At 47.8% G+C, this 20,273-nt stretch carries 14 protein-coding genes; 11 read left to right on the forward strand and 3 right to left on the reverse strand.

Going from position 1 to position 20,273, the window contains the following annotated elements; all coding sequences use genetic code 11:
* Nucleotides 1-15: 15 nt before the first annotated feature.
* From NSS67_RS04155 to NSS67_RS04165, 3 genes are all read left to right on the forward strand, one after another.
* Nucleotides 16-366, forward strand: coding sequence for a FlxA-like family protein (locus NSS67_RS04155; protein ID WP_339318446.1), 351 nt, complete (start codon nt 16-18; stop codon nt 364-366).
* 280 nt (nt 367-646) lie between these two features.
* On the forward strand, nt 647-3,298 hold the full coding sequence (gene mprF / locus NSS67_RS04160; protein WP_339318447.1) for a bifunctional lysylphosphatidylglycerol flippase/synthetase MprF: 2,652 nt from the start codon (nt 647-649) through the stop codon (nt 3,296-3,298).
* A gap of 261 nt (nt 3,299-3,559) precedes the next feature.
* Nucleotides 3,560-4,675, forward strand: coding sequence for an IS110 family transposase (locus NSS67_RS04165; protein WP_339315492.1), 1,116 nt, complete (start codon nt 3,560-3,562; stop codon nt 4,673-4,675).
* Between the two features lie 701 nt (nt 4,676-5,376).
* Here NSS67_RS04165 and NSS67_RS04170 read toward each other — a convergent pair.
* Nucleotides 5,377-6,849: an alpha-amylase gene (locus NSS67_RS04170; RefSeq protein ID WP_339318448.1), complete on the reverse strand. Its 1,473-nt coding sequence runs from the start codon at nt 6,847-6,849 to the stop codon at nt 5,377-5,379.
* A gap of 139 nt (nt 6,850-6,988) precedes the next feature.
* Nucleotides 6,989-8,581, reverse strand: coding sequence for a histidine kinase N-terminal 7TM domain-containing protein (locus NSS67_RS04175; protein WP_339318449.1), 1,593 nt, complete (start codon nt 8,579-8,581; stop codon nt 6,989-6,991).
* Nucleotides 8,582-8,862: 281 nt separating this feature from the next.
* Here NSS67_RS04175 and NSS67_RS04180 point away from each other — a divergent pair, with 281 nt between their 5' ends.
* The 6 genes from NSS67_RS04180 (at nt 8,863) to NSS67_RS04205 (ending at nt 15,579) form a co-directional block, all read left to right on the forward strand.
* Nucleotides 8,863-9,645, forward strand: a complete 783-nt coding sequence (locus NSS67_RS04180) for an ABC transporter ATP-binding protein (RefSeq protein WP_339318450.1) — start codon at nt 8,863-8,865, stop codon at nt 9,643-9,645.
* Between the two features lie 2 nt (nt 9,646-9,647).
* A complete protein-coding gene (locus NSS67_RS04185; RefSeq protein ID WP_339318451.1) occupies nt 9,648-10,460 on the forward strand; it encodes an ABC transporter permease in 813 nt (270 codons plus the stop codon).
* A complete protein-coding gene (locus NSS67_RS04190; protein WP_339318452.1) occupies nt 10,460-11,377 on the forward strand; it encodes an ABC transporter permease in 918 nt (305 codons plus the stop codon). Before NSS67_RS04185 ends, NSS67_RS04190 begins: the two co-directional genes overlap by 1 nt.
* A 139-nt stretch (nt 11,378-11,516) precedes the next feature.
* Nucleotides 11,517-12,614 carry an ABC transporter substrate-binding protein gene (locus NSS67_RS04195; RefSeq protein ID WP_339318453.1) on the forward strand — a complete coding sequence of 366 codons (1,098 nt, stop codon included), beginning with the start codon at nt 11,517-11,519 and terminating at the stop codon, nt 12,612-12,614.
* A gap of 102 nt (nt 12,615-12,716) precedes the next feature.
* Nucleotides 12,717-14,180 (forward strand): CoA-acylating methylmalonate-semialdehyde dehydrogenase, encoded by a 1,464-nt coding sequence (locus NSS67_RS04200; protein ID WP_339318454.1) that lies wholly within the window; start codon nt 12,717-12,719, stop codon nt 14,178-14,180.
* A 31-nt stretch (nt 14,181-14,211) separates the two neighbouring features.
* Complete coding sequence (locus NSS67_RS04205) at nt 14,212-15,579, forward strand: aspartate aminotransferase family protein (protein ID WP_339318455.1); 1,368 nt, start codon at nt 14,212-14,214, stop codon at nt 15,577-15,579.
* Here the strand turns inward: NSS67_RS04205 and NSS67_RS04210 are convergent.
* Entirely contained in the window at nt 15,545-17,233 is a 1,689-nt protein-coding gene (locus NSS67_RS04210; RefSeq protein ID WP_339318456.1) for a PucR family transcriptional regulator ligand-binding domain-containing protein, read from the reverse strand. The two genes, NSS67_RS04205 and NSS67_RS04210, sit on opposite strands and share 35 nt — an antisense overlap.
* Before the next feature lie 316 nt (nt 17,234-17,549).
* Between NSS67_RS04210 and NSS67_RS04215 the strand changes: the two genes are divergently transcribed.
* The gene (locus NSS67_RS04215; protein WP_339318457.1) at nt 17,550-18,938 is read left to right on the forward strand and encodes an NAD(P)-dependent oxidoreductase; all 1,389 of its coding nucleotides are present in this window, start codon (nt 17,550-17,552) and stop codon (nt 18,936-18,938) included.
* A 45-nt stretch (nt 18,939-18,983) separates the two neighbouring features.
* Complete coding sequence (gene preA / locus NSS67_RS04220; RefSeq protein ID WP_339318458.1) at nt 18,984-20,273, forward strand: NAD-dependent dihydropyrimidine dehydrogenase subunit PreA; 1,290 nt, start codon at nt 18,984-18,986, stop codon at nt 20,271-20,273.

Genomic DNA, 20,273 nt, shown 5'->3' on the forward strand with positions numbered 1-20,273 from the left:
AAGGGAGGGATAACCATGAGTATATCAGCAGTCTCAGGTTCCACATCGTACACTACCTCGACATCAAGCACTACAGATACCAGTGCGCTTGAGAAACAAAAAGCGAAGCTGGAAGCTGAACTAGACAAGATTGATGCCAGCTCAGACGATGAAAAGACCAAGGAAACGAAGACGAAGCAAATTGAGCAACAGATCAAGACCATCGAGGCACAAATCTCGCAGAAGTCTCAGAGCAGTGTTTCCTCCGCAGGCAGTGGAGTAGAGGCACCTGCTAAACCTGCGAACAATGCGCTTGTTGCAGCGAGTCCGCAAGAGATCGCTACCGCAACAACGGATAGCAAGGGCAGATTTGATATTCGAGTATAAACGATGGTTAGACCGTGTTACATAATAGAGAGGACATCCTTAGCCGTGAGGGATGTCCTTTTTGTTGTGCAATTTCAAGTGTAAAATACAGTTTCAATGATCTTTAATTGAATAGAATTCCATTAATATTCTTTAACTATTGCAGGGATTAGGGCTGTGCTGGCAGTCTAATGGAGTAGGGGTTGATTAACACGGGTTAATTATTCCAATAATTGTTATAATGAACTGGTTGTAAAAATTGTCTAGCACAACGTGTGTCGGCGGTAAAGGTAGGTGACTCATGCATTCAAAACAACAGACATTAGAAAGATTCAAAATTGTAAGGCTGTTCTTATCCATCTATCGGATACGGGCGGTGAGGGCTCTCTTTCCAGTGGCTATCATTGCGCTGGTGTATTGGGAGGGGCAGCATGAGCTGAAGCAAGTTCACTTAGGGCTTATCATGCGGGAGTTAAGAAGAGTACCTATGACCGCTATTTTGCAAATGATCGGATTTGCACTTCTCGCAGTAGCTGTAATGAGTGCCTATGATTACTTGATTCGGGCACATTTCCGTTTAAAAGTAGGGCTGTGGAGCACCTTCCGTTATGCCTGGATTGCTAATACGTTTAATAATTTAATTGGTTTTGCAGGTCTGGCTGGAGTAGGTTTAAGAACGTTAATGTATAAAAAAAGCGGAGTGCCAACCTCCGTCCTAACTCCGGCAATCGTATTTCTTTCGCCGCTCATGATTACCGGCTTATCTTTACTTTCTTGGGCAAATATCTTCGGTTTACTCCCGGCAAATGCTTTGCTGGAAGAGCATCATTGGTTAGTATTTGCGGTGTGGGGTATGGCACTTTATTTGCCGTTTTTTGTGTTTGTACAGCGCTCGGCGCTTTATGCGAAATGGATTAATCGGGGAGAAGGCAGAACACCATGGCGTACAGTAATCGCCTCTGTGGGTGCTTCATTTCTGGAATGGAGCTTTGCGGGTGTAACGTTTTGGACAATCAGTAGCCACCTCTTGCACGAGGTTCATTTTCCAGTCATATTCGGCATATTTACGATTGCTGCTATCGCGGGCATCTTGAGTATGGCACCCGGCGGTATCGGTGCTTTTGACCTTATCGCATTGCTGGGTCTTACGCAGCTTGGATTCGAAAGTGATCAGACCATGGCAGTGCTTGTTGTTTTTAGATTGTTCTATTATCTCATTCCGTGGTTGATCGGATTGGTGCTGGCAGCACTGGAATTTGGTCTGCAAGGAAAAAAGGGCCAAGATCGTTCAGCTCCAGGGTTCGAACCCTCCCTTAACATATGGCAGAAGATCTGGGGTTGGCCGGGTCAGTATACCTTTCTGAGCGATCTTGGTGTGTGGGCGCTCGGCAAGCTTGTGCTAGCAAGCGGGCTTATTCTATTACTATCAACTGCTACACCTGGATTGTTGTATAGGCTGAAGATTACGGAGACAATATTGTCGTTCTCGATCATGCAGCTCTCACATCATTTATCCGTACTCATTGGTTTTATGCTCATTTTGTTGTCGCGGGGCATTACATTACGAATCCGTAGTGCATACATTTGGACCAGCATTCTATTATTTTCCGGGTCCGTGTTTGCGGTGGCTAAAGGCTTTGATTATGAAGAAGCGCTGTTTCTGCTCCTTGTAGCACTTATTCTGTGGATCTCCAGATCTCGGTTTTATCGGATTAGTGCTCCCGTCAGCAGACAGAGTACGATTTGGTGGCTTGTCCTTACTTCAGTAATTGCTCTTAGCTACTATCTATTGGGCAGCCATGTGCATCGTGGGTTTCTGAAGCATCTACCACCCGGTGTGCAGCCAGAGTGGCTACAGCGGCATAGTGATGTTGCGTTCACGGCTGTAGGGGGCCTGGCTTTCTCCTGGATTATTCTTACTTTGCTGATTACCCTCAGACCCCAACGTAAGCCTGAGGAGCTTTTCGGAAACTTTGATAGGGAAAGGCTGGAACGTTTTCTAGGCGAAGTTCAAGGCAATCCTTTAACTCACATGTTGTTTTTGGGTGATAAAAGCTTCTTCTGGGCTCAAGAAGGCAAGGTGTTATTCGCTTTCGCCAGAGTTAGGGATAAGCTTGTAGTCCTGGGTGATCCATTGGGAGATTGGAGTCTCATCAATGAGGCGATCAGTGAATTTAGACAAGCTGCGGATAAGTACGGTCTGGTGGTCGTTTTTTATCAGGCCACACCTGAATTTTTATCGATTTATCATGAGCAGGGATATCACTTTTTCAAGCTGGGGGAAGAGGCATTGGTATCGCTCGATACCTTTACGCTCAGTGGCAAGAAGAACAGTGATCTGCGAAGCGTATGCAACCGATTTGAACGGGAAGGTTATGATTTCGAAGTTGTAGAAGCGCCGCACGCTGAAGATTTGTTACGAGAGCTGCGATTCGTTTCAGACGAATGGTTGAACGGGCGCACCGAAAAAGGGTATTCGCTGGGCTGGTTTAACGGGGCCTATCTGCAGCTGGCTCCGATCGCGCTGCTGCGGAATGCCGAAGGGACGATACTGGCATTTGCTTCTATTGCACACGGGTATGATCAGGGCATGACCGTATCGATTGATTTGATGCGCCATCGAAAAAATGTGCCGAACGGCACGATGGATTATTTATTTGTTCGTCTGCTAGAATGGGCGAAATCTAAGGGTTATCATCGGTTTAATCTAGGCAATGCTCCGCTGTCCAGTGTGGGTGAGAATGTTGGGGCCTTGAAAGAGGAGAAGCTGGCTCATCTCGTATTTAAAAGAGGGGGGCGTTGGTACGGCTTTGTCGGACTGCGTCGATATAAAGAAAAGTTCAGTCCGGAGTGGGAGCCGCGTTACTTAGCGTATCCTGCTTCCATAACGTTGCCGATCTTAACGCTGGATCTGGTGAGGTTAGTGTCTCGCCATCCAAAGGAGAAGGAATAGAGGGAGACGGGCGCGTAGTCTCTGTATACATTGGAACAACTAAAGAAGGTGGGGCTGTCCCAAAAGGAGCTTTTAGCTACTTAGGTACGGCCCTTTTTTTGCGTTGCAGATTAATAGACGCTTCAAATGATGGTCTAATTGAAGTACCAATACAATAATTAGTTATGATGAACGAAAGGCAGCCCCTGTTCGCACACCGTAGGTTAAAATGGAAGTTGAAGGACAACCATTTCAGAGCTACATGCGAAAGGAGCTGTTAATATGAAGAATACCATAAAATACGTAGGTTTGGATGTATCAAAAGAAAAAATTGCGGTGGCGATTGCAGATGAGGGTCGAGAACCCGCACGATATTATGGAGCCATATCTCATACCCCAGATGCTGTGGCTCGAATGATTCGGAAAATCAAAGGTACAGGGATTACACTGGAGGTCTGCTATGAAGCCGGGCCTACGGGGTACGACTTATATCGCTGGCTGACGAAAATGGGGATTTCCTGCGTGGTAATCGCACCTTCGCGTATGCCACAGCGTCCCGGCGATGCTATAAAAACCGATCGACGGGATGCTGAAAAACTGGCTCAACTGCACCGCGCAGGAGAATTGACTGCGATCCATGTGCCGACTCCTGAACTCGAAGCCTTAAGAGATCTCATTCGTGCACGAGAAGATGCTAGGCAGGACTTACATCGGGTTCGGCAACGGCTCATTCATTTTCTGTTGCGTCACCAAATTCACAAGCCAGAAGGCATGAAAAAACGTTGGACCAAAAGGTACCGGGAATGGCTGTCTATGTTGAAGTTTAATAATGTAGCTCAAGAAAAAGTTTTCGCGGAATCCCTGCAACAGCTCCGGGAAGTGGAGGAGCGAATCAAGCGACTTGAAGCCGCAATGCGAGAAGAAGCACAGATCTGTCCATACGCACCTGTCATTCAAGCGTTGCAAGGTCTGCGGGGAATTGCCCTGCTGACGGCTATGACTTTAGTTGTCGAGATTGGAAATTTTGAGCGTTTTCGTTCACCGGCTCAGCTCATGAGTTACCTGGGACTAGTGCCACGGGAGTATTCATCGGGAGCAAGTACCAAAAGAGGAAGTCTTACAAAAACCGGAAATTCCGGTGTGCGACGTGCACTGGTGGAGTCCGCATGGAGTTACCGTCACCGTCCTGCAGTTAAAGGAGATTTAGCAGTGCGCTTAGAGGGTCAGAGTGCTCATGTCCATGAAACGTCGTGGAAAGCCCAAGAACGGTTACACAGCAAGTATTTAAAGTTAGTCAGACGTGGGAAACACCGAAATTTAACTATGGCTGCGGTAGGTCGTGAGTTAGTTGGATTCATCTGGTCAATAGCGGTAGATGCAGAACGGAAAATGGCGTAGGTGAAATGAAAAAAACACAAAAAGTATACCCAAAAGATTTGAATTCTTGGGGCATGGAGACAAAGAGAAAGGTACGAGGAGAATCCGTGAATTCCCTATGCACAGGATCCCAGATCTGACGTGCGAAATTAGTTTGCGGAAGCTCCTTCGACGTAGGCATAATATGTGGTAACCAACCCACGGATAGCAGATTGCCAGCCGACGACTCGCATTTTGTCTCTGTGCCCAAGGAATTGAAAACCCTTTGGTTTAAAGGGGAAAACAGGGGTATTGACTAATTCGTTCATAGCAGGGAATTCCTCCCCAAAATTCTAGGGTAATTGGTCGTCACATATATAATCAGGGAAAATCTCCCTAAAATTCGTCTGTTTTGGTGGGGATTTAAGGAATTCCCCTGATTTTTAGGGAGGAATTCCCTGATTCCGTCCATTATAAGCGAATATCGAGTATTTTCAGGGAGGTTTTCCTAATTAGTTTTAAACCCACTTCGCCCACCGCACATCCCCACGGCCATCGTCCATCCCCGTCGCACATTCATGCTGAACATCACCCACCGCCATCGCCAAACATAAAAGGATCTAAGGACTAAGTGAGAGCCTATTCTTTGACTTTTCTAACCAAGAAGAAGCTGCCCCTTAAGTAGTATTCACTACTTTTGAGGGCAGCCTCTTTTTTTATAGATGGAACTTTATTTCACAGTCCTATTTTTTGTCGACTTCTACATCAGGTAGGGCCCATACGGATACGCTGCCACCGTTGACCGGGAAGGTAGCCCAGCCATCTTTTTCAATCGTTATAGTCGCCTTGTGATTGTGGGTGAAATCTATCCATGCTTCACCCGCGCGTTGTACCCCTACGAACATTTTCTTCTGACCATTCTCACCGTTACTAATCACAACCGCGCAGCCGGAGCGTTCGATGTCTTTCGCGCCGAGCCGTGTCCAACCAATCGTGTTGGGATGGTCGAAATAATCCTTCTGTTCACCATAGGCTTTGTGATAGCGGGTGTACAACAGTGGATCAATCGCTGCTTTTTTGCCCGCCACGGGTGAAGGTCCCTCGATCCCATAATAATCGCCATAAAAGACCACAGGATATCCATCGCGTCGGAGTAGGATAAGCGCATACGCACTTTGCTTAAACCAATCATCCACCCACGATTCCAGAGCCTCATGAGGCTGAGAATCATGATTGTCCACGAACGTTACGGCGTTGGTGGGATGGGTCTGCACCAGTGTGTCATCTAGAATTTTGGTCAGATCAAAGTTTCTACCCCCCAAGGAAGCTGAATGAAGCTTGTAGTGAAGGGATACATCGAAGAGGTCGATTTTATATTCGACGGTATTCAGGAATTGTCGGCATGACTCTAGATCGGAATTCCAAAACTCCCCGACAATATAGAAATCCTTCTCACATTTATTAAACATCTCTACCGCGAATTCTTTTACAAACTCATGGTTGATGTGCTTGATGGCATCTAAGCGAAAGCCGCTGCAGTGGAGTGTGTCCACCAGCCATTTTCCCCACTGGATCATCTCTTTTTTGACGTCCGGATGACTGTAATCGATATTTGCGAACATTAGATAATCGTAGTTACCGAACTCGTCGTCAACATTCTGGTTCCATGTTTTATTCTCGCCTACGATACGAAATACACCTGTTCGCCCCGATTTGGCGTCAAAGTCAGTGCCGTTAAAATGATTGTGATTCCATTTAAAAGAGGAATGCTCCTCTCCGCGGCCAGGGAATGTGAATTTAGTCCAGCCCTCGATATCGAAAGGCTTCGAGATTTCTTTCATCCGATCATTGCGGTCGACCTCGATGACCTGGAATTTTTCTTTTTCATCTGCGCCTGCCTTATGATTCATGACCAAATCAACGTAAACGGCGATGCCATTCTTTTGACATTCCGAAATCGCATTGATGAGCGCTTGTTTCGTGCCATACTTGGTGCGTATTGTACCTTTTTGATCATATTCGCCCAGATCGTACAGATCATACACGCCATAACCCGTATCTTCGGCGGAGACGGCCTTTGTCACAGGAGGTACCCAAACAGAATCAATGCCTACGGCTTTTAGCGCGGGTGCCGTTTCTCTTAACCGATCCCAGTGTTTTCCATCCGCAGCAACATGCCATTCAAAAAACTGCATCATTGTATGGTTCCTCTTCATTTCATTTGCCTCCATATCCCATAAAGCGAATTTTGATCTATATACTGATCGCAAACTTCAGATAACTCTTATTAAACTTAAAAATCGACAATGAAAATAAGGCCGTCTGTTGAGCGCTCTAACAGGGGATTGGGATGTATTATACGGGCGAATAAAGAGAAATGTTCGAGCTCTGGGAGAGATGGACTGCGTTACGTCCGTTTCGTTTGGCACTATACAGGGCATGATCGGCTTCTGACAGCAGCTCTTCCAGTGTATCTTCTGGGCTTAATGCCTCTACGACTCCGAAGCTGGCAGTCACATGAATAGGCCCGATGATGGTATGCAATGTACTATGTTCAATATCCGCGCGGATGGTATCGCAGAGCAATGCAGCTTGCTTCAGGGATGTGCCAGGTAGAGTGATCACAAATTCCTCCCCACCATAACGACCGAAGATGTCACCCTCCCGCATATGTCTGTTGCATACCTGGACAATATGCTGAAGAGCTTGATCTCCATATTGGTGTCCGTATCGATCATTAATGTTCTTGAAGAAGTCTACATCCAGCAAAATAATCGATATTGAACTCTGATTGCTCGCGGCCTGAAAGAGAAGCTCTTGGCTCAGCTCCAAAAAATAGGTGCGGTTATAAATCCCCGTCAGGCTGTCCATCGTTGCCAATTGACGAAGCTTGTCTTGTAGCAGTGTTCGTTCAGTCACGTCAATCAGCATGATCATCTGCCCTGCTAAATATCCCCCTTGTTTCTGTACAGGAGAGGAGCGAATTTGATAGTAACAAATCTCATCTCCTTTGTTCCAGGCCACTTCCCGTTCATCACGTAGTAGCGGCTGTGCATCCATAACATAGGACAAGGCATCTTTGCCTGCATTAAGAAACAGCTGTGCCAGCGGTTTGCCAATCGCCGAGGCATTAAGTCCTTCTATCATATCCGCGGCTGCGCGATTGTAATCGACCAGCATATCCGATCGATCGGTGACAAGCACGCCGTCTCGCATGCTTTCGAACAAATTCTCTCGAGCGATAGGCGCAGCTGTTAGCATACCTCTCGATAGGATGGCCCAGATATACAGGGTGGAGGTGATGCTCATGATGATCGGAACGGGGTCCATACCGTAGGGAGTCAGGCCGATCAAATATAAAAAAGAGCCTAACGTTGGAAGGCTTAGTCCAATTAGAATGGTAACGATTTGTCTGCGGTATACCCGCTTCATCCGTTTCCACTGCCACAACATGAGGCAGATGGCTGCCAGCAGACAGCCAAAGGTAAAGCTGCCGTGAACGATATACCAAGGTCCCATCACTACATCAACGAGTGGGGAAGGGGTATTGTCCCGCAAATAAATGGATTTATAGAAGAGGTGGTGATAATCATTAGTCCATACAAGCAGTGTGGTCAAGATCGGAATGATAAATAATGCCGCTCGCATGCCCTTTTTAATCAGCCTCTCCAGCCCTACAAAATGCATCACCATGATAAGGCTAGCCGGTGCAATAAAGGGCATCCCCAGATACTCTACCTTAATCCAAAAGCTCATTTCCGCAAGTGTTTTTCCCGACAGTTCTAGTGCGAAGCCGAAGGTATAGATCGCGGAAGCGCAGGAGCTTATAACAAAGGCTCTGATGCCTAAGAAATCTGTTTTTTTATAATAGGCGAAAAGGGCTAGTAAGACGCTTAGGACACCTGATATAGCCACGATAACAATGTAATTCGAAATTACGGATCCCATAGGTCTATTGTCTCCTACCAAGGAAAGATATGGATAAATATTACCACATATCTACAAATATATAAAAATCACTTCAATCGAAACCTGAAAAAATGTTTCCTAGACAAAATGACGCAATTTAGCGGGAGCTATTTTACTAATTGTCTAGTGAGAGTGCGGTGAGCAGCGTGTAACATGTTAGTTAACGCTACACGACATTGGACTATAACTTAATATACTCTAAATTGAGTCAGTTTAATTAACATTGTATCCATAACTAATTTTAATAAGGGGGGCTGGGGATGTCATCACTCGCGACCAATATTCCTGAGATTCAGCTGGAAAATGTTGAAATGCGCTATCAGACAGAAGCTACGGAAGTGCTTGCGTTGCATCAGGTGAGTCTTGATATTGCAAAGGGGGAGTTCGTCTCACTACTCGGACCTTCCGGATGTGGCAAAACAACGCTTTTGAGACTAATGGCCGATCTTATCGCACCAACAGGTGGGAACATTGTAGTAGCTGGAAAAAGTGCTAGAGAAGCAAGGCTGGCGCAGAAATATGGCATTGTTTTTCAAAGTCCAGTGTTATACGACTGGCGAAAAGTGAAGCATAACATCACATTGCCACTGGAGCTGATGGGGGTAAAGAAGTCAATCCGTGAGGAAAAGGCGATGGAGCTTCTTGATCTGGTGGGGCTGCAGAGCTTTGCGGATAAATATCCGTGGCAGCTCAGCGGCGGGATGCAGCAGCGTGTAGCGATTGCCAGAGCGCTATCGATGGAGCCGGAAATTCTGCTCATGGATGAGCCGTTCTCTGCGCTGGATGAATTTACGCGTGAGCGATTGAATGAAGAGTTATTGTCTGTCTGGAGTAAAGTGCAGAACACAATTGTTTTTGTAACTCATAGTATTCCTGAATCTATATTCCTCTCTGACCGGGTGTTTGTTCTTTCCCCACATCCAGGTCGCTTGTCCGCGGTGGTTGAAATTCCTCTGCCACGTCCACGAACGGCGGAAATGAGAAACAGCCCAGAGTTTTTCGAACTGATCGCAAGTATTCGCGACAGCTTCGAAGGGGTGTAGGGATGAAAGGGGGCAGTATCTTTGTACGAGGTCGCCTGCTGCCGTTGTTTGTCTGGATATTTGGCCTGCTGCTAGTCTGGGAAGGGACTTCCTGGATGCTGCTCCATGTAATAGAGACACCTCTAGCTCAGTCCAAGGTGCCCTATGTTCATGAAGTGCTATCCACACTGTGGAAGTATAGTGGCACGCTTCTGAAAGAGGGGGCCGCGACCTTCGGTAATGCTGGTGTCGGCTTCCTGATTGGGGCAGTGGCGGGTGCCTCGCTGGCAGTGCTGATGAGCTTGTCGAAGACCATAGAGCAGTTAACTTTTCCTTACGCTATTGCCTCGCAGATGATTCCGATTCTGGGGCTTGCGCCAATCATTTATGGGATTGTGCGCGATGAGCAGACGTCACGGATTATTATTTCGGGATATATCACCTTTTTCCCGGTGGCTCTGAACATGCTGCGCGGTTTACGAAGTGTAGATCCTTCCGCACTGGAATTAATGCATTCTTACGCGGCCAAGCCTTGGGCTGTCTATTGGAAGCTCAGATTTCCGGCGGCCCTTCCGGGTTTGTTCGGGGGACTAAAGATTGCTGCCCCGCTTGCTGTGACTGGTGCTATCCTAGTGGAGCTTATGGGCGCACAGCATGGGATTGGTGTAATTATGCTGCGCAATCTCTACTACGGCAGCTCTCATACCTATATGTTCTGGTCTACGGTGATTGTAGGTGCTTTGCTGGGGATTGCAAGCTATTGGTTGATCAGTCTAATAGAACGACTGGTAGCGCCGTGGCAGCCTGAATATCGCCCGAAAGGGGGCAGTCACTAATGGAAACCAACTCTGTTCGGGAGACCTCGTTTATAGGCTCAACTAGTAAAGAAATGGCTCAGCCAGTGCTAACGGCTACGCAGAAGAGTGTCGCGACAGGCTCGAAGCCTGTGGTAGTTGCAAAGAGTAAAGGTGGCTCACGTAGGTCGAAGAAAGTTTTTAACGCAGGGGTGCTACTGCCAGTATTAGCGGGTGTATTGTTTCTTGCGCTATGGGAATTTCAATTTTTTCATAAGATCTTTGATCTGAAAAAATATCAACTTCCGCTGCCTACAGCTATCGCCGAAACCATGAGAGATAATTTCAGCTTGTTGTTGGCCTATACAGGATACACTCTCGCAGAGGCTGTGCTGGGTATGTTGGTTGGTTCTGCTATCGGTTTTCTGATCGCCTTAGCGGCTACAGCTTGGCCGCGTTGGGGTAGTGGAAGCTTAACGCTTGTTGCCGCACTAAATGCTGTGCCCATCGTCGCGCTCGCGCCCATTATGAACCTATGGTTCGGGGATGGGATTGGTTCGCGAATTGCCATAGTAACGGCAACTACGATGGCTGCGATGGCGATCAACGCCTATAAAGGCATGGCAGCCATTGATCCGCTGGCACTGGATTTGATGCATTCCTATGCGGCGGGTAAACCTGCAGTGTTCCGTTATCTGCGGATTCAGAGCAGCCTGCCTTATGTATTTACGGCGCTGAAAATTAACGCCACCGCCAGCATGATCGGGGCGATTGTCGGGGAATTCTTTTTTTCCTCGAAAGGGCTTGGGTATCTGCTCTCCAATTCCATTAAAGTCGCCAAAATGCCGCTAGGCTGGTCCTGTATTGTTCTAGCTGCAATTGCCGGTGTGATCTTCTATTTAGTGGTCGAGCGACTTGAGAAAGTGTTCATCAAGTGGCATCCTTCGCAACGTACGTGAGTTCTATTACATCATTACATCCGGCTCTAGTGGGAATGGAAAAGAGAAACCACCCATGGCTGTATGCATAAAGCGCACCACGATGATTGTCCATACTGTGCTGTTACAAATATAAATTACGGTAGGGGGAGTTCGATTGATGAACGGGAAAAAACGAAAATTTCGTGGTGGGTTGTTGGCGGTAGTGATGATGTTGGTAGTTTCTTTAATGGCAGGGTGTGGGGGCAATAATAATTCGGCGGCTGAGGCTACTGCTGGGCCGGAGACTACTGCAGCTCCTGAGGCAAGTGCAACTACTGAACCGGCGGCTGATCCCGTCACGGTGAAATTGCAGCTAAAATGGGTGCCACAAGCACAATTCGCTGGCTACTTTGTGGCGCAGGATAAAGGATATTACGAGGAAGAAGGATTGAAGGTTGAGATCATGCCCGGTGGGCCGGATATCGTTCCGGAACAGCAAGTGGCAGGTGGCTCCGCGGATATCGGTGTTGGCTGGGTAGCCAGCTTGCTTCCGAGTCTTGAGCAGGGAATGCCGCTGGTGCAAATCGCTCAGGTCTATCAAAAGAGCGGCTTGGTCCTGGTCTCCAAAAAATCTGCAGGAATTAACTCGCCAGCCGATCTTAAGGGCAAAAAGGTCGGAAACTGGATGGGTGGCAACGAATTTGAACTGTTAGCTCTATTTGATAAATATAAGTTTGATCCGAACAAGGATCTAAGCTTTACGAAGCAAGGTTTTACGATGGATCAGTTCTTAGGCGACCAAATCGATGCGGCCTCGGCGATGACTTATAACGAGTATCAGGTTGTACTGGAGTCAGGCATTAAAGCGGAGGATCTAAATGTCATCGATATGAACGCAGAAGGTGTAGCGATGCTTGAGGATAACTTGTTCGCCAATAAGGAATGGCTTGCAGAGAACAAGGAGATTGCGGCGAAGTTTCTTCGTGCCTCTTTAAAAGGCTGGAAAGACGCCATTGCCGATCCTGCGGCTGCAGTGGACAGTGTAATGAAGCAAGCGGAAGACGGCAGTACAACGAAGGAGCATCAATTGACGATGATGACCGAGGTTGCCAAGTTGATTCTGCCTGAGGGCTTTGATAGTGCCAAGATGGGATATACCGATGCGGCGGCATTCCAGCAAACGGCGGATATTTCCCAAAAGTTCGGCGTAATTAAAGAACCGGCCAAGGTAGATGAGGCTTACACGAACGAAATTGTAGAAATGGCGGCAAAATAAGAAATTGAACTCATAGTTATAATAGATGACCGCCCGTTTTGGCGGTCATCTATTATAATCAGCAGTCCATCTGTGCATCTGAAATAGAAAGAGGTGCGAGCTATGTCTCTCCTAGTAACGCAGGCTGAAAGAGTTAAAAATTATGTGAATGGAGCTTGGGTAGAATCGTCGTCCGGGCGAGATGAAGAGGTATATAATCCGGCGACAGGTGAAGTGATTGCCTACGTACCGATTTCTAGCAAGGAAGAATTGGATACGGCGGTCGAGGCGGCTGCGGTGGCATTTCAATCGTGGAAAAGGGTCGCTGTGCCGCGTCGTGCCCGCTACTTCTTTCAATATCAACAGCTACTGGTAGCGCATTGGAATGAGCTGGCTGAGCTGATTACGCTAGAGAATGGCAAAAGTCTGGAAGAAGCACAAGGTGAAGTGCAGCGCGGCATTGAGTGTGTGGAATTTGCTGCAGGCATCCCTACGCTGATGATGGGCAGCCAGCTTCCGGACATTGCTACCGGAATTGAATCCGGGATGTATCGCTATCCACTGGGGGTGGTCGGGGGGATTGCTCCGTTTAATTTTCCGATGATGGTCCCTTGCTGGATGTTTCCTCTAGCCATTGCTTGCGGGAATACCTTTGTGCTGAAGCCTTCTGAGCGTACGCCACTATTAGTCAATCGATTGGCAGAGTTATTTGCCGAAGCGGGTTTCCCATCAGGTGTGCTGAATATTGTTCATGGGGCGCATGAGGTTGTAAATGGGCTGCTGGAGCATGATGAGGTGAAGGCAATTTCGTTCGTGGGTTCGCAGCCGGTAGCGGAATATGTATATAAGACAGGGACGGCCCAGGGGAAGCGGGTTCAGGCGTTAGCAGGCGCCAAGAATCATTCGATTGTGCTGCCTGATGCGGAGCTGGACAATGCGGTGAAAAATATAATTGCGGCAGCTTTTGGCTCTGCGGGAGAGCGGTGTATGGCTTGCTCGGTCGTGGTGGTTCATGAGGCTATCGCTGACGAGCTAGTGGGTCGTCTGACGGCTGCTGCGGATGAGCTTGAAATTGGGAATGGCGCCGATGACGGGGTGTTTTTGGGTCCGGTAATTCGCCAGTCGAATAAGGATCGGACCCTTTATTACATTGAGACTGGTGAAGCTGAGGCAGCTAAGCTTGTGAGAGATGGGCGGAAAGATGCTGCTACGGGAGGTGCTGGTTATTTTATCGGACCGACGATATTTGATCATGTACAGCCGGGAATGGCCATCTGGAGGGATGAGATTTTCGCGCCGGTATTGTCAGTGATCCGTGTGAAGAGTCTGAGTGAAGCCATTGCGGTAACCAATCAGTCTCCATTCGCGAATGGGGCGTGCATTTATACAGATAGCGCTAAAGCGATCCGTGAATTCCGAGAAGAAATTGATGCAGGGATGCTGGGTGTGAATCTGGGTGTGCCTGCGCCAATGGCCTTTTTCCCCTTCTCAGGTTATAAGAAATCGTTCTATGGAGATCTGCATGCCAATGGGCGTGATGGGGTGGAGTTCTATACGCGTAAAAAGATGATCACTGCCCGTTATTAGAGAAAATGAGCTACTGAGAGGAGAAAAGGTTATGCAGAGTTTGGGGAATGATAGCGAGCTTGCGGTGAACAAGGATCAGAAGTACTTATGGCACAACATTACACCTTATAGTGAAAAAAATCCGCCTATGATAGCCGCTTCGGCGAGTGGATCATGGGTTACGGATATTCAGGGCAATACATTTTTGGATGGAATGTCTGGTTTGTGGTGCGTAAATGTAGGTTATGGCCGCAAGGAATTAGCGGAAGCGGCATATAACCAACTGCTGACGTTGCCTTATTTCCCCTTGACCCAAAGTCATCTTCCTGCGATTGCGCTGGCGGAGAAGCTGAATGAGTGGCTTGATGATGATTACGTTATTTTCTTCTCCAATAGTGGATCAGAAGCAAATGAGGCTGCCTTCAAAATGGCTCGCCAATACCAGCAGCAAATCGGCCAGCATTATCGCCATAAATTCATTTCCCGTTATCGTGGGTATCATGGCAGTTCGCTTGGTGCGTTGTCCGCAACGGGTCAGGCGCAGCGCAAATATAAATATGAACCGCTGACCGGTGGGTTTCTGCATGTTGCTCCGCCGGACAGCTATCGCCGCCCAGCGGGGATGTCTGTGGAAGAATTCAACCTTCAATGTGCGCAGTCTATTGAGGACACGATGATTTGGGAAGGCGTGGAGACGGTAGCAGCGGTGATCATGGAGCCTGTGATTACGGGTGGTGGGGTCATTGTGCCGCATCAGGTGTATTTGGATCGGGTGCAGGAAATCTGCCGCAAGCACGGTGTGCTGCTTATTATTGATGAGGTGATATGCGGATTTGGACGTTCCGGACGTAAATTCGGACACCACAATTACAATGTGAAGCCTGATATTGTAACGATGGCTAAAGGGCTGACTAGTGCATACCTCCCCCTGTCTGCCACTGCTGTGCGTAAAGAAATCTATGAGGCATTCAAAGACAACAGCGATGATTACGGTCATTTTCGCCATGTGAATACCTTTGGTGGCAATCCGGCTTCATGTGCACTGGCGCTGCGCAATCTTGAGATTATTGAGCAGGAGAAGCTGGTAGAGCGTGCAGAGCTTTTGGGCAAAAGACTGAACGTTGAGTTCACCGATTTACTGGATCATAAGCTTGTGGGTGATGTCCGCAGCTTTGGCTTGGTGACAGGGATTGAACTCGTTGAAGATAAAGTTAGCAAGAAGCCGGTTGATCTGAATATCGTTAAAGGCATCATTGCTGAATGCAAATCTAAAGGACTTATCATTGGCAAAAATGGTGATACCGTAGCTGGGTTCAACAATGTGCTTACCTTCGCTCCGCCGCTTTCCTCGACAGATGAAGATGTGGATTTTATTATCGATACTTTTAAAGCTGTGCTGAACGGGGGCTGGGCAAAGTGATTTTGTCTGGATACAGGAATTGATAGGCGCGTAGGGCGACCTGAATGGAGATTCGGTTCTCTGGCTGCATGAAATCTTCGCCCAGCAGCTCTGTTATTTTGTCGAGACGATAATACAGTGATTGCCTGACGATGAATAGATTTCGGGCGGCAATTTGTTTGGAACCGTCATGATCCAGATAGACACGTAGCGTGAGAAGCAGCTCGCTGCCTTTGGATTGGTCATGGTCGATTAGTGGGCCGAGATAGCTACGAATGAAGGTCTGCAACGTTTTCCCGTCGTTTAGACTCAGCAGCAACTGGAATACGCCAAGCTCTTCGTAGAAGAGCAGTGACTTCTGGTAACAGGAGTATAGCGACAAAGCTTGCAGGGCTTCTTGATAACCGGAATAGGCCTGTTTCAGGCGCTTATGCGATTTGCTCACTCCGATGACAAGCTGCAAATCCTTGAGCCTCTCGTCGGAGCGGATGTTCTGAAGGGCCTCAAGTGCTTGCTGAAGCCGCAGTTTTCCGGGCATTTTAGATTGAATGTCGAGTGCGATGACAGTAAGGCGATTGTTCTTAAGGGTGATCAGCGGACGTAAAGAATATTTCTCGAAGATGGAACGCAGGATGAGCGAAAGGTGGAAGGTGATTGATTCCCATTCGTTCTCCGAGCTGTTCCATTTTACGTCTCTGGGGTTCTTGATTTCTATAAGGCACACTCGGTAAGGGAGTTCGTTGACCACGTTGAAATTGGAGCCGATTAGACCCTTCAGGCGGTTGTCATCCTCAATGCGACCATTGATCAGCTCGTCGACCCATAGATTTTCCGAAAAAAGCTTGCGTTCCTCCATATACCGAGTACGCAGCAGCTCCTGAGCAATAGACAGAGAGGCGGAATCCAGCAGCAGACAGTCAAATTCCTGTGGCTTGTGATTGCATACCATCAGGATGTAAGCCCAGGTCTGATCCAGCGCGCCCACAGGCTTAATAGCAATCGTCTTCTGTCCATATTCTCGAGTGTAAGGAGCGGTGTCTGGTTGAATGCCTTCCATCTCGTCACCGAAGGCAGTGAAGAAATTCAGTAGAGGAGCTTGCTCTTCGGGCGAGAGTGCCGGGAAGAATAAGGGTTTGCCTTGCAGCTGCATATAGACGATTTGTGTGCGGGTGCTTTTACATAATAATTGCAGCACCTTCACTGTTCCTTGTGAGGTCAACGTCAGGCGGTGAAATTCACGCGAGATTTTTTCGAGTTCTTGCAGCATCCGGTGATGCCGATTGATGATGATGGAGTGGAGGTCCAGTGTGATATCTACAAAGCGAACCGTACGGGTAAATATGATCAGCGGAAAATCATTTGTGTTAGCTAAGTCGATCATTTCTTGCGGGATGATGCTGAAGTACGTACCTAGCTCAATACATAGGCAAGCCGCATTTTTATCAATTAAGTTCTGCATAAATTCCAAGGAGGAAGGCAGATCAACACTTGCACCAATCCCCGTAGTCAGTATCATCTCTTCCCCGTGGATTAGAGTCTCAAAGTTGGCACTTTCCAGCACATGCACCCAACGTATAGCACGGCTCAAGCCGCTTTTGCCACCGATGACCGCGGCTTCTGCGAATAGTGGTCTTTTTAAAGCGTCATGAATGGTTAATACAAGCTCCCAATCCATAGTTATTCCCCCTCGCTCTCTGTACTCTGCCCGCTGTTTACGCCTTGTCATTCTCAGCCTATTCTCACACGTAAAAAATACAGTTTTGAAATTAGACAAAGTGTCTAATGCAACGAAAATTCAAAATGACTATAGTTTGATTAATGGATGTCAGTATATATAACCTGAATGGGGAGAAAGTGGAGAGAAAATTTCTATTAATGCTTATTTTACTACAATAATTCAAAGATGTAAGCAAAATAATTAGAAACAAACTGAAATAATGTTATGTTATATAACGTTAATATGAAAAATTACCCATAAGGAGGAACTATTGATGAATCATTCTCCGCTAACAGCATTTACACCAGATATGTTCATGCGTAACTTCGCCGAGGCTGAGCCGCCTTTGACCCATAAGGGTGCCATTGATGAGTCCAATCGCTGTCTATATTGCTATGATGCCCCTTGTATAAAAGCCTGTCCGACCAGCATTAATATTCCCTCCTTTATCAAACGGATCGCTACTGACAATTTGAAAGGCTCGGCACAGACGATCATGGATTCCAATCCTGTGGGTGCCAGCTGTGCCCGTGTCTGTCCTACAGATGAACTGTGCGAGGGAGCCTGTGTGCTAAATGATGCCTCGGCGCCGATCCAAATCGGACTGCTGCAGCGGTATGCCACAGATTGGGCGATGAACAGCGGCGTTCAATTATTTCAAGCTGGTGCCCCTAATGGGAAAAAGGTAGCCGTAATCGGTGGCGGTCCTGCGGGATTGTCAGCGGCAAGGGAGCTTGCCCGTGAAGGCTTTTCTGTTGTGATCTACGAAGCGAAGGAGCTGGCTGGTGGACTGGATACACATGGGATTGTGTCGTTTCGGCTTCCGCAGTCTATATCCCTTTGGGAAGTAGAGCAGGTAGAACAGCTCGGTGTGGAGATACGTACAGGTACGAAAGTCGGAGTAGATGTCTCTGTAGAAGAGCTAAAGCTGAACTATGATGCCATCGTTTTGGCAGCGGGTATGGGCTATGTGCCTCCGATAGGGATTGAAGGCGAAAAACTAGCTGGCGTATATGATGCCATTGCGCTCGTAGAATCCACTAAGACAGGTATTCCTCTGCTAGAGCTGATGGGTCAGCGAGTTGCTGTCATTGGCGCAGGAAATACGGCTATTGATGCGGCTACTTGCTCGGTGCGACTGGGAGCCACCAATGTAAAAATGGTCTACCGCCGGACCCGCGAGGAGATGACGGCTTATGACTTTGAATATGAATTTGCGAAGCAGGAAGGTGTGGAGTTCAGTTGGCTAACCTTACCGAAACGTATCGTGGGTGATGAGCTTGGGAATGTAACCGCGCTGGAATGTGTGCAGATGAAGCTGACAGAGGAGCTGGGCAAAGATGGACGTCCAGTGCCTATACCGATAGAGGGTTCTGAGTTCTTGATTCCTGTAGATGCGGTTGTAGTAGCTATTGGTCAAAAGCGTCGCCTAGATCTAATAGATTCCTTAGGTCTTGCGCATGATCGCGGGGTTGTGAGGGTGGATGAGGCCACTTGCCGGACTTCCGATCCACAAATCTATGCTGCTGGGGATATCATATTTGGTTCAGGTAAAGGTGAGGCCATGGTTGTATCGGCGGCACAGCAGGGAAAAGATGCGGCCCATGCGATTGTAAAACAGTTCTCCGACCAGCAGGAGGTCGTCGTTAGATCTGCAGGTTGAGCGTAGAAATCAAATTGGATTTTACATGACAGGGAGGGAACATCAATGGCAGATTTAAGTATTAATCTCGCAGGAATCAAATCACCGAATCCGTTCTGGCTGGCCTCCGCGCCGCCTACGAATACAGGCTATCAAGTACAGCGGGCCTTTGAAGCAGGTTGGGGTGGTGCGGTGTGGAAGACGCTCGGCGATCCGATCATTAATACCTCATCACGTTTTGCGGCAGTGAATTTCAATGGGCAACGGGTTGCAGGCTTCAACAATATTGAACTGATCACCGACCGTCCACTTGAGGTCAATCTGAAGGAAATCTATGAAACGAAGAAAAGATTCCCGAATCATGCGATTATAGCCTCCCTGATGGTAGAACCTTCGCAGCAAAAATGGCATGAGATTGTTAAGCGGGTAGAGGATGTCGGCGTAGACGGTCTGGAGCTTAACTTTGGTTGTCCGCATGGGATGGCTGAGCGCGGGATGGGCGCTGCTTCGGGGCAACAGCCTGATCTGGTGCAAGCACAGACCACTTGGGTAAAAGAAGTAGCGACGACCCCGGTGATTGTGAAGCTGACGCCCAACATTACGGATATTACCGTCGTTGCCCGTCATGCGGTTAAGGGTGGGGCGGATGCGATTAGTATGATCAACACGATCAACAGTCTTGCAGGGGTAGATATTCATAGCTGGAATACGATTCCGAATGTTGGAGGACAGGGCGCGCATGGCGGTTACTGCGGTCCGGCTGTGAAGCCTATTGCGCTTAGTATGGTAGCGGAATGTGCTCGTGACCGAGGTGTGGGTATTCCTATCTCCGGCATCGGTGGTATTTCTACTTGGCAGGATGTTGTTGAGTTTATGCTAATGGGCGCTACAGGCATTCAAGTATGTACAGCAGTCATGCATCATGGCTTCCGGATTGTGGAGGAAATGATCGATGGTCTGAATAACTATTTGGATGACAAAGGTCTGGCTTCCGTAACTGAGCTCATTGGTAAATCGGTATCCAGATACTCTAACTGGGGTGATCTGGATCTCAACTATAAAGTCGTTGCCCGTATAAATGAGGAGAACTGCATTAACTGTAATAAGTGCCATATCGCCTGCGAAGATGCATCGCATCAATGTATTGATATGTTAACTAACGCAGATGGGAAAGCTATTCTACAGGTGCGCGAGGAAGATTGTGTAGGCTGTAATCTTTGTTCTATTGTTTGTCCAGCAGATGGTGCGATTGATATGGTTCCATTGGACACTGGGGCAGCCCCTCTGACCTGGAATGAACGGCAGAAGGTGATCAGCAGCTTGAATAGCTCCTATTCAGAAGTGGAGGTGGTGTAA

It is taken from the genome of Paenibacillus sp. FSL R10-2734, assembly GCF_037963865.1.
GTDB lineage: Bacteria > Bacillota > Bacilli > Paenibacillales > Paenibacillaceae > Paenibacillus_AQ.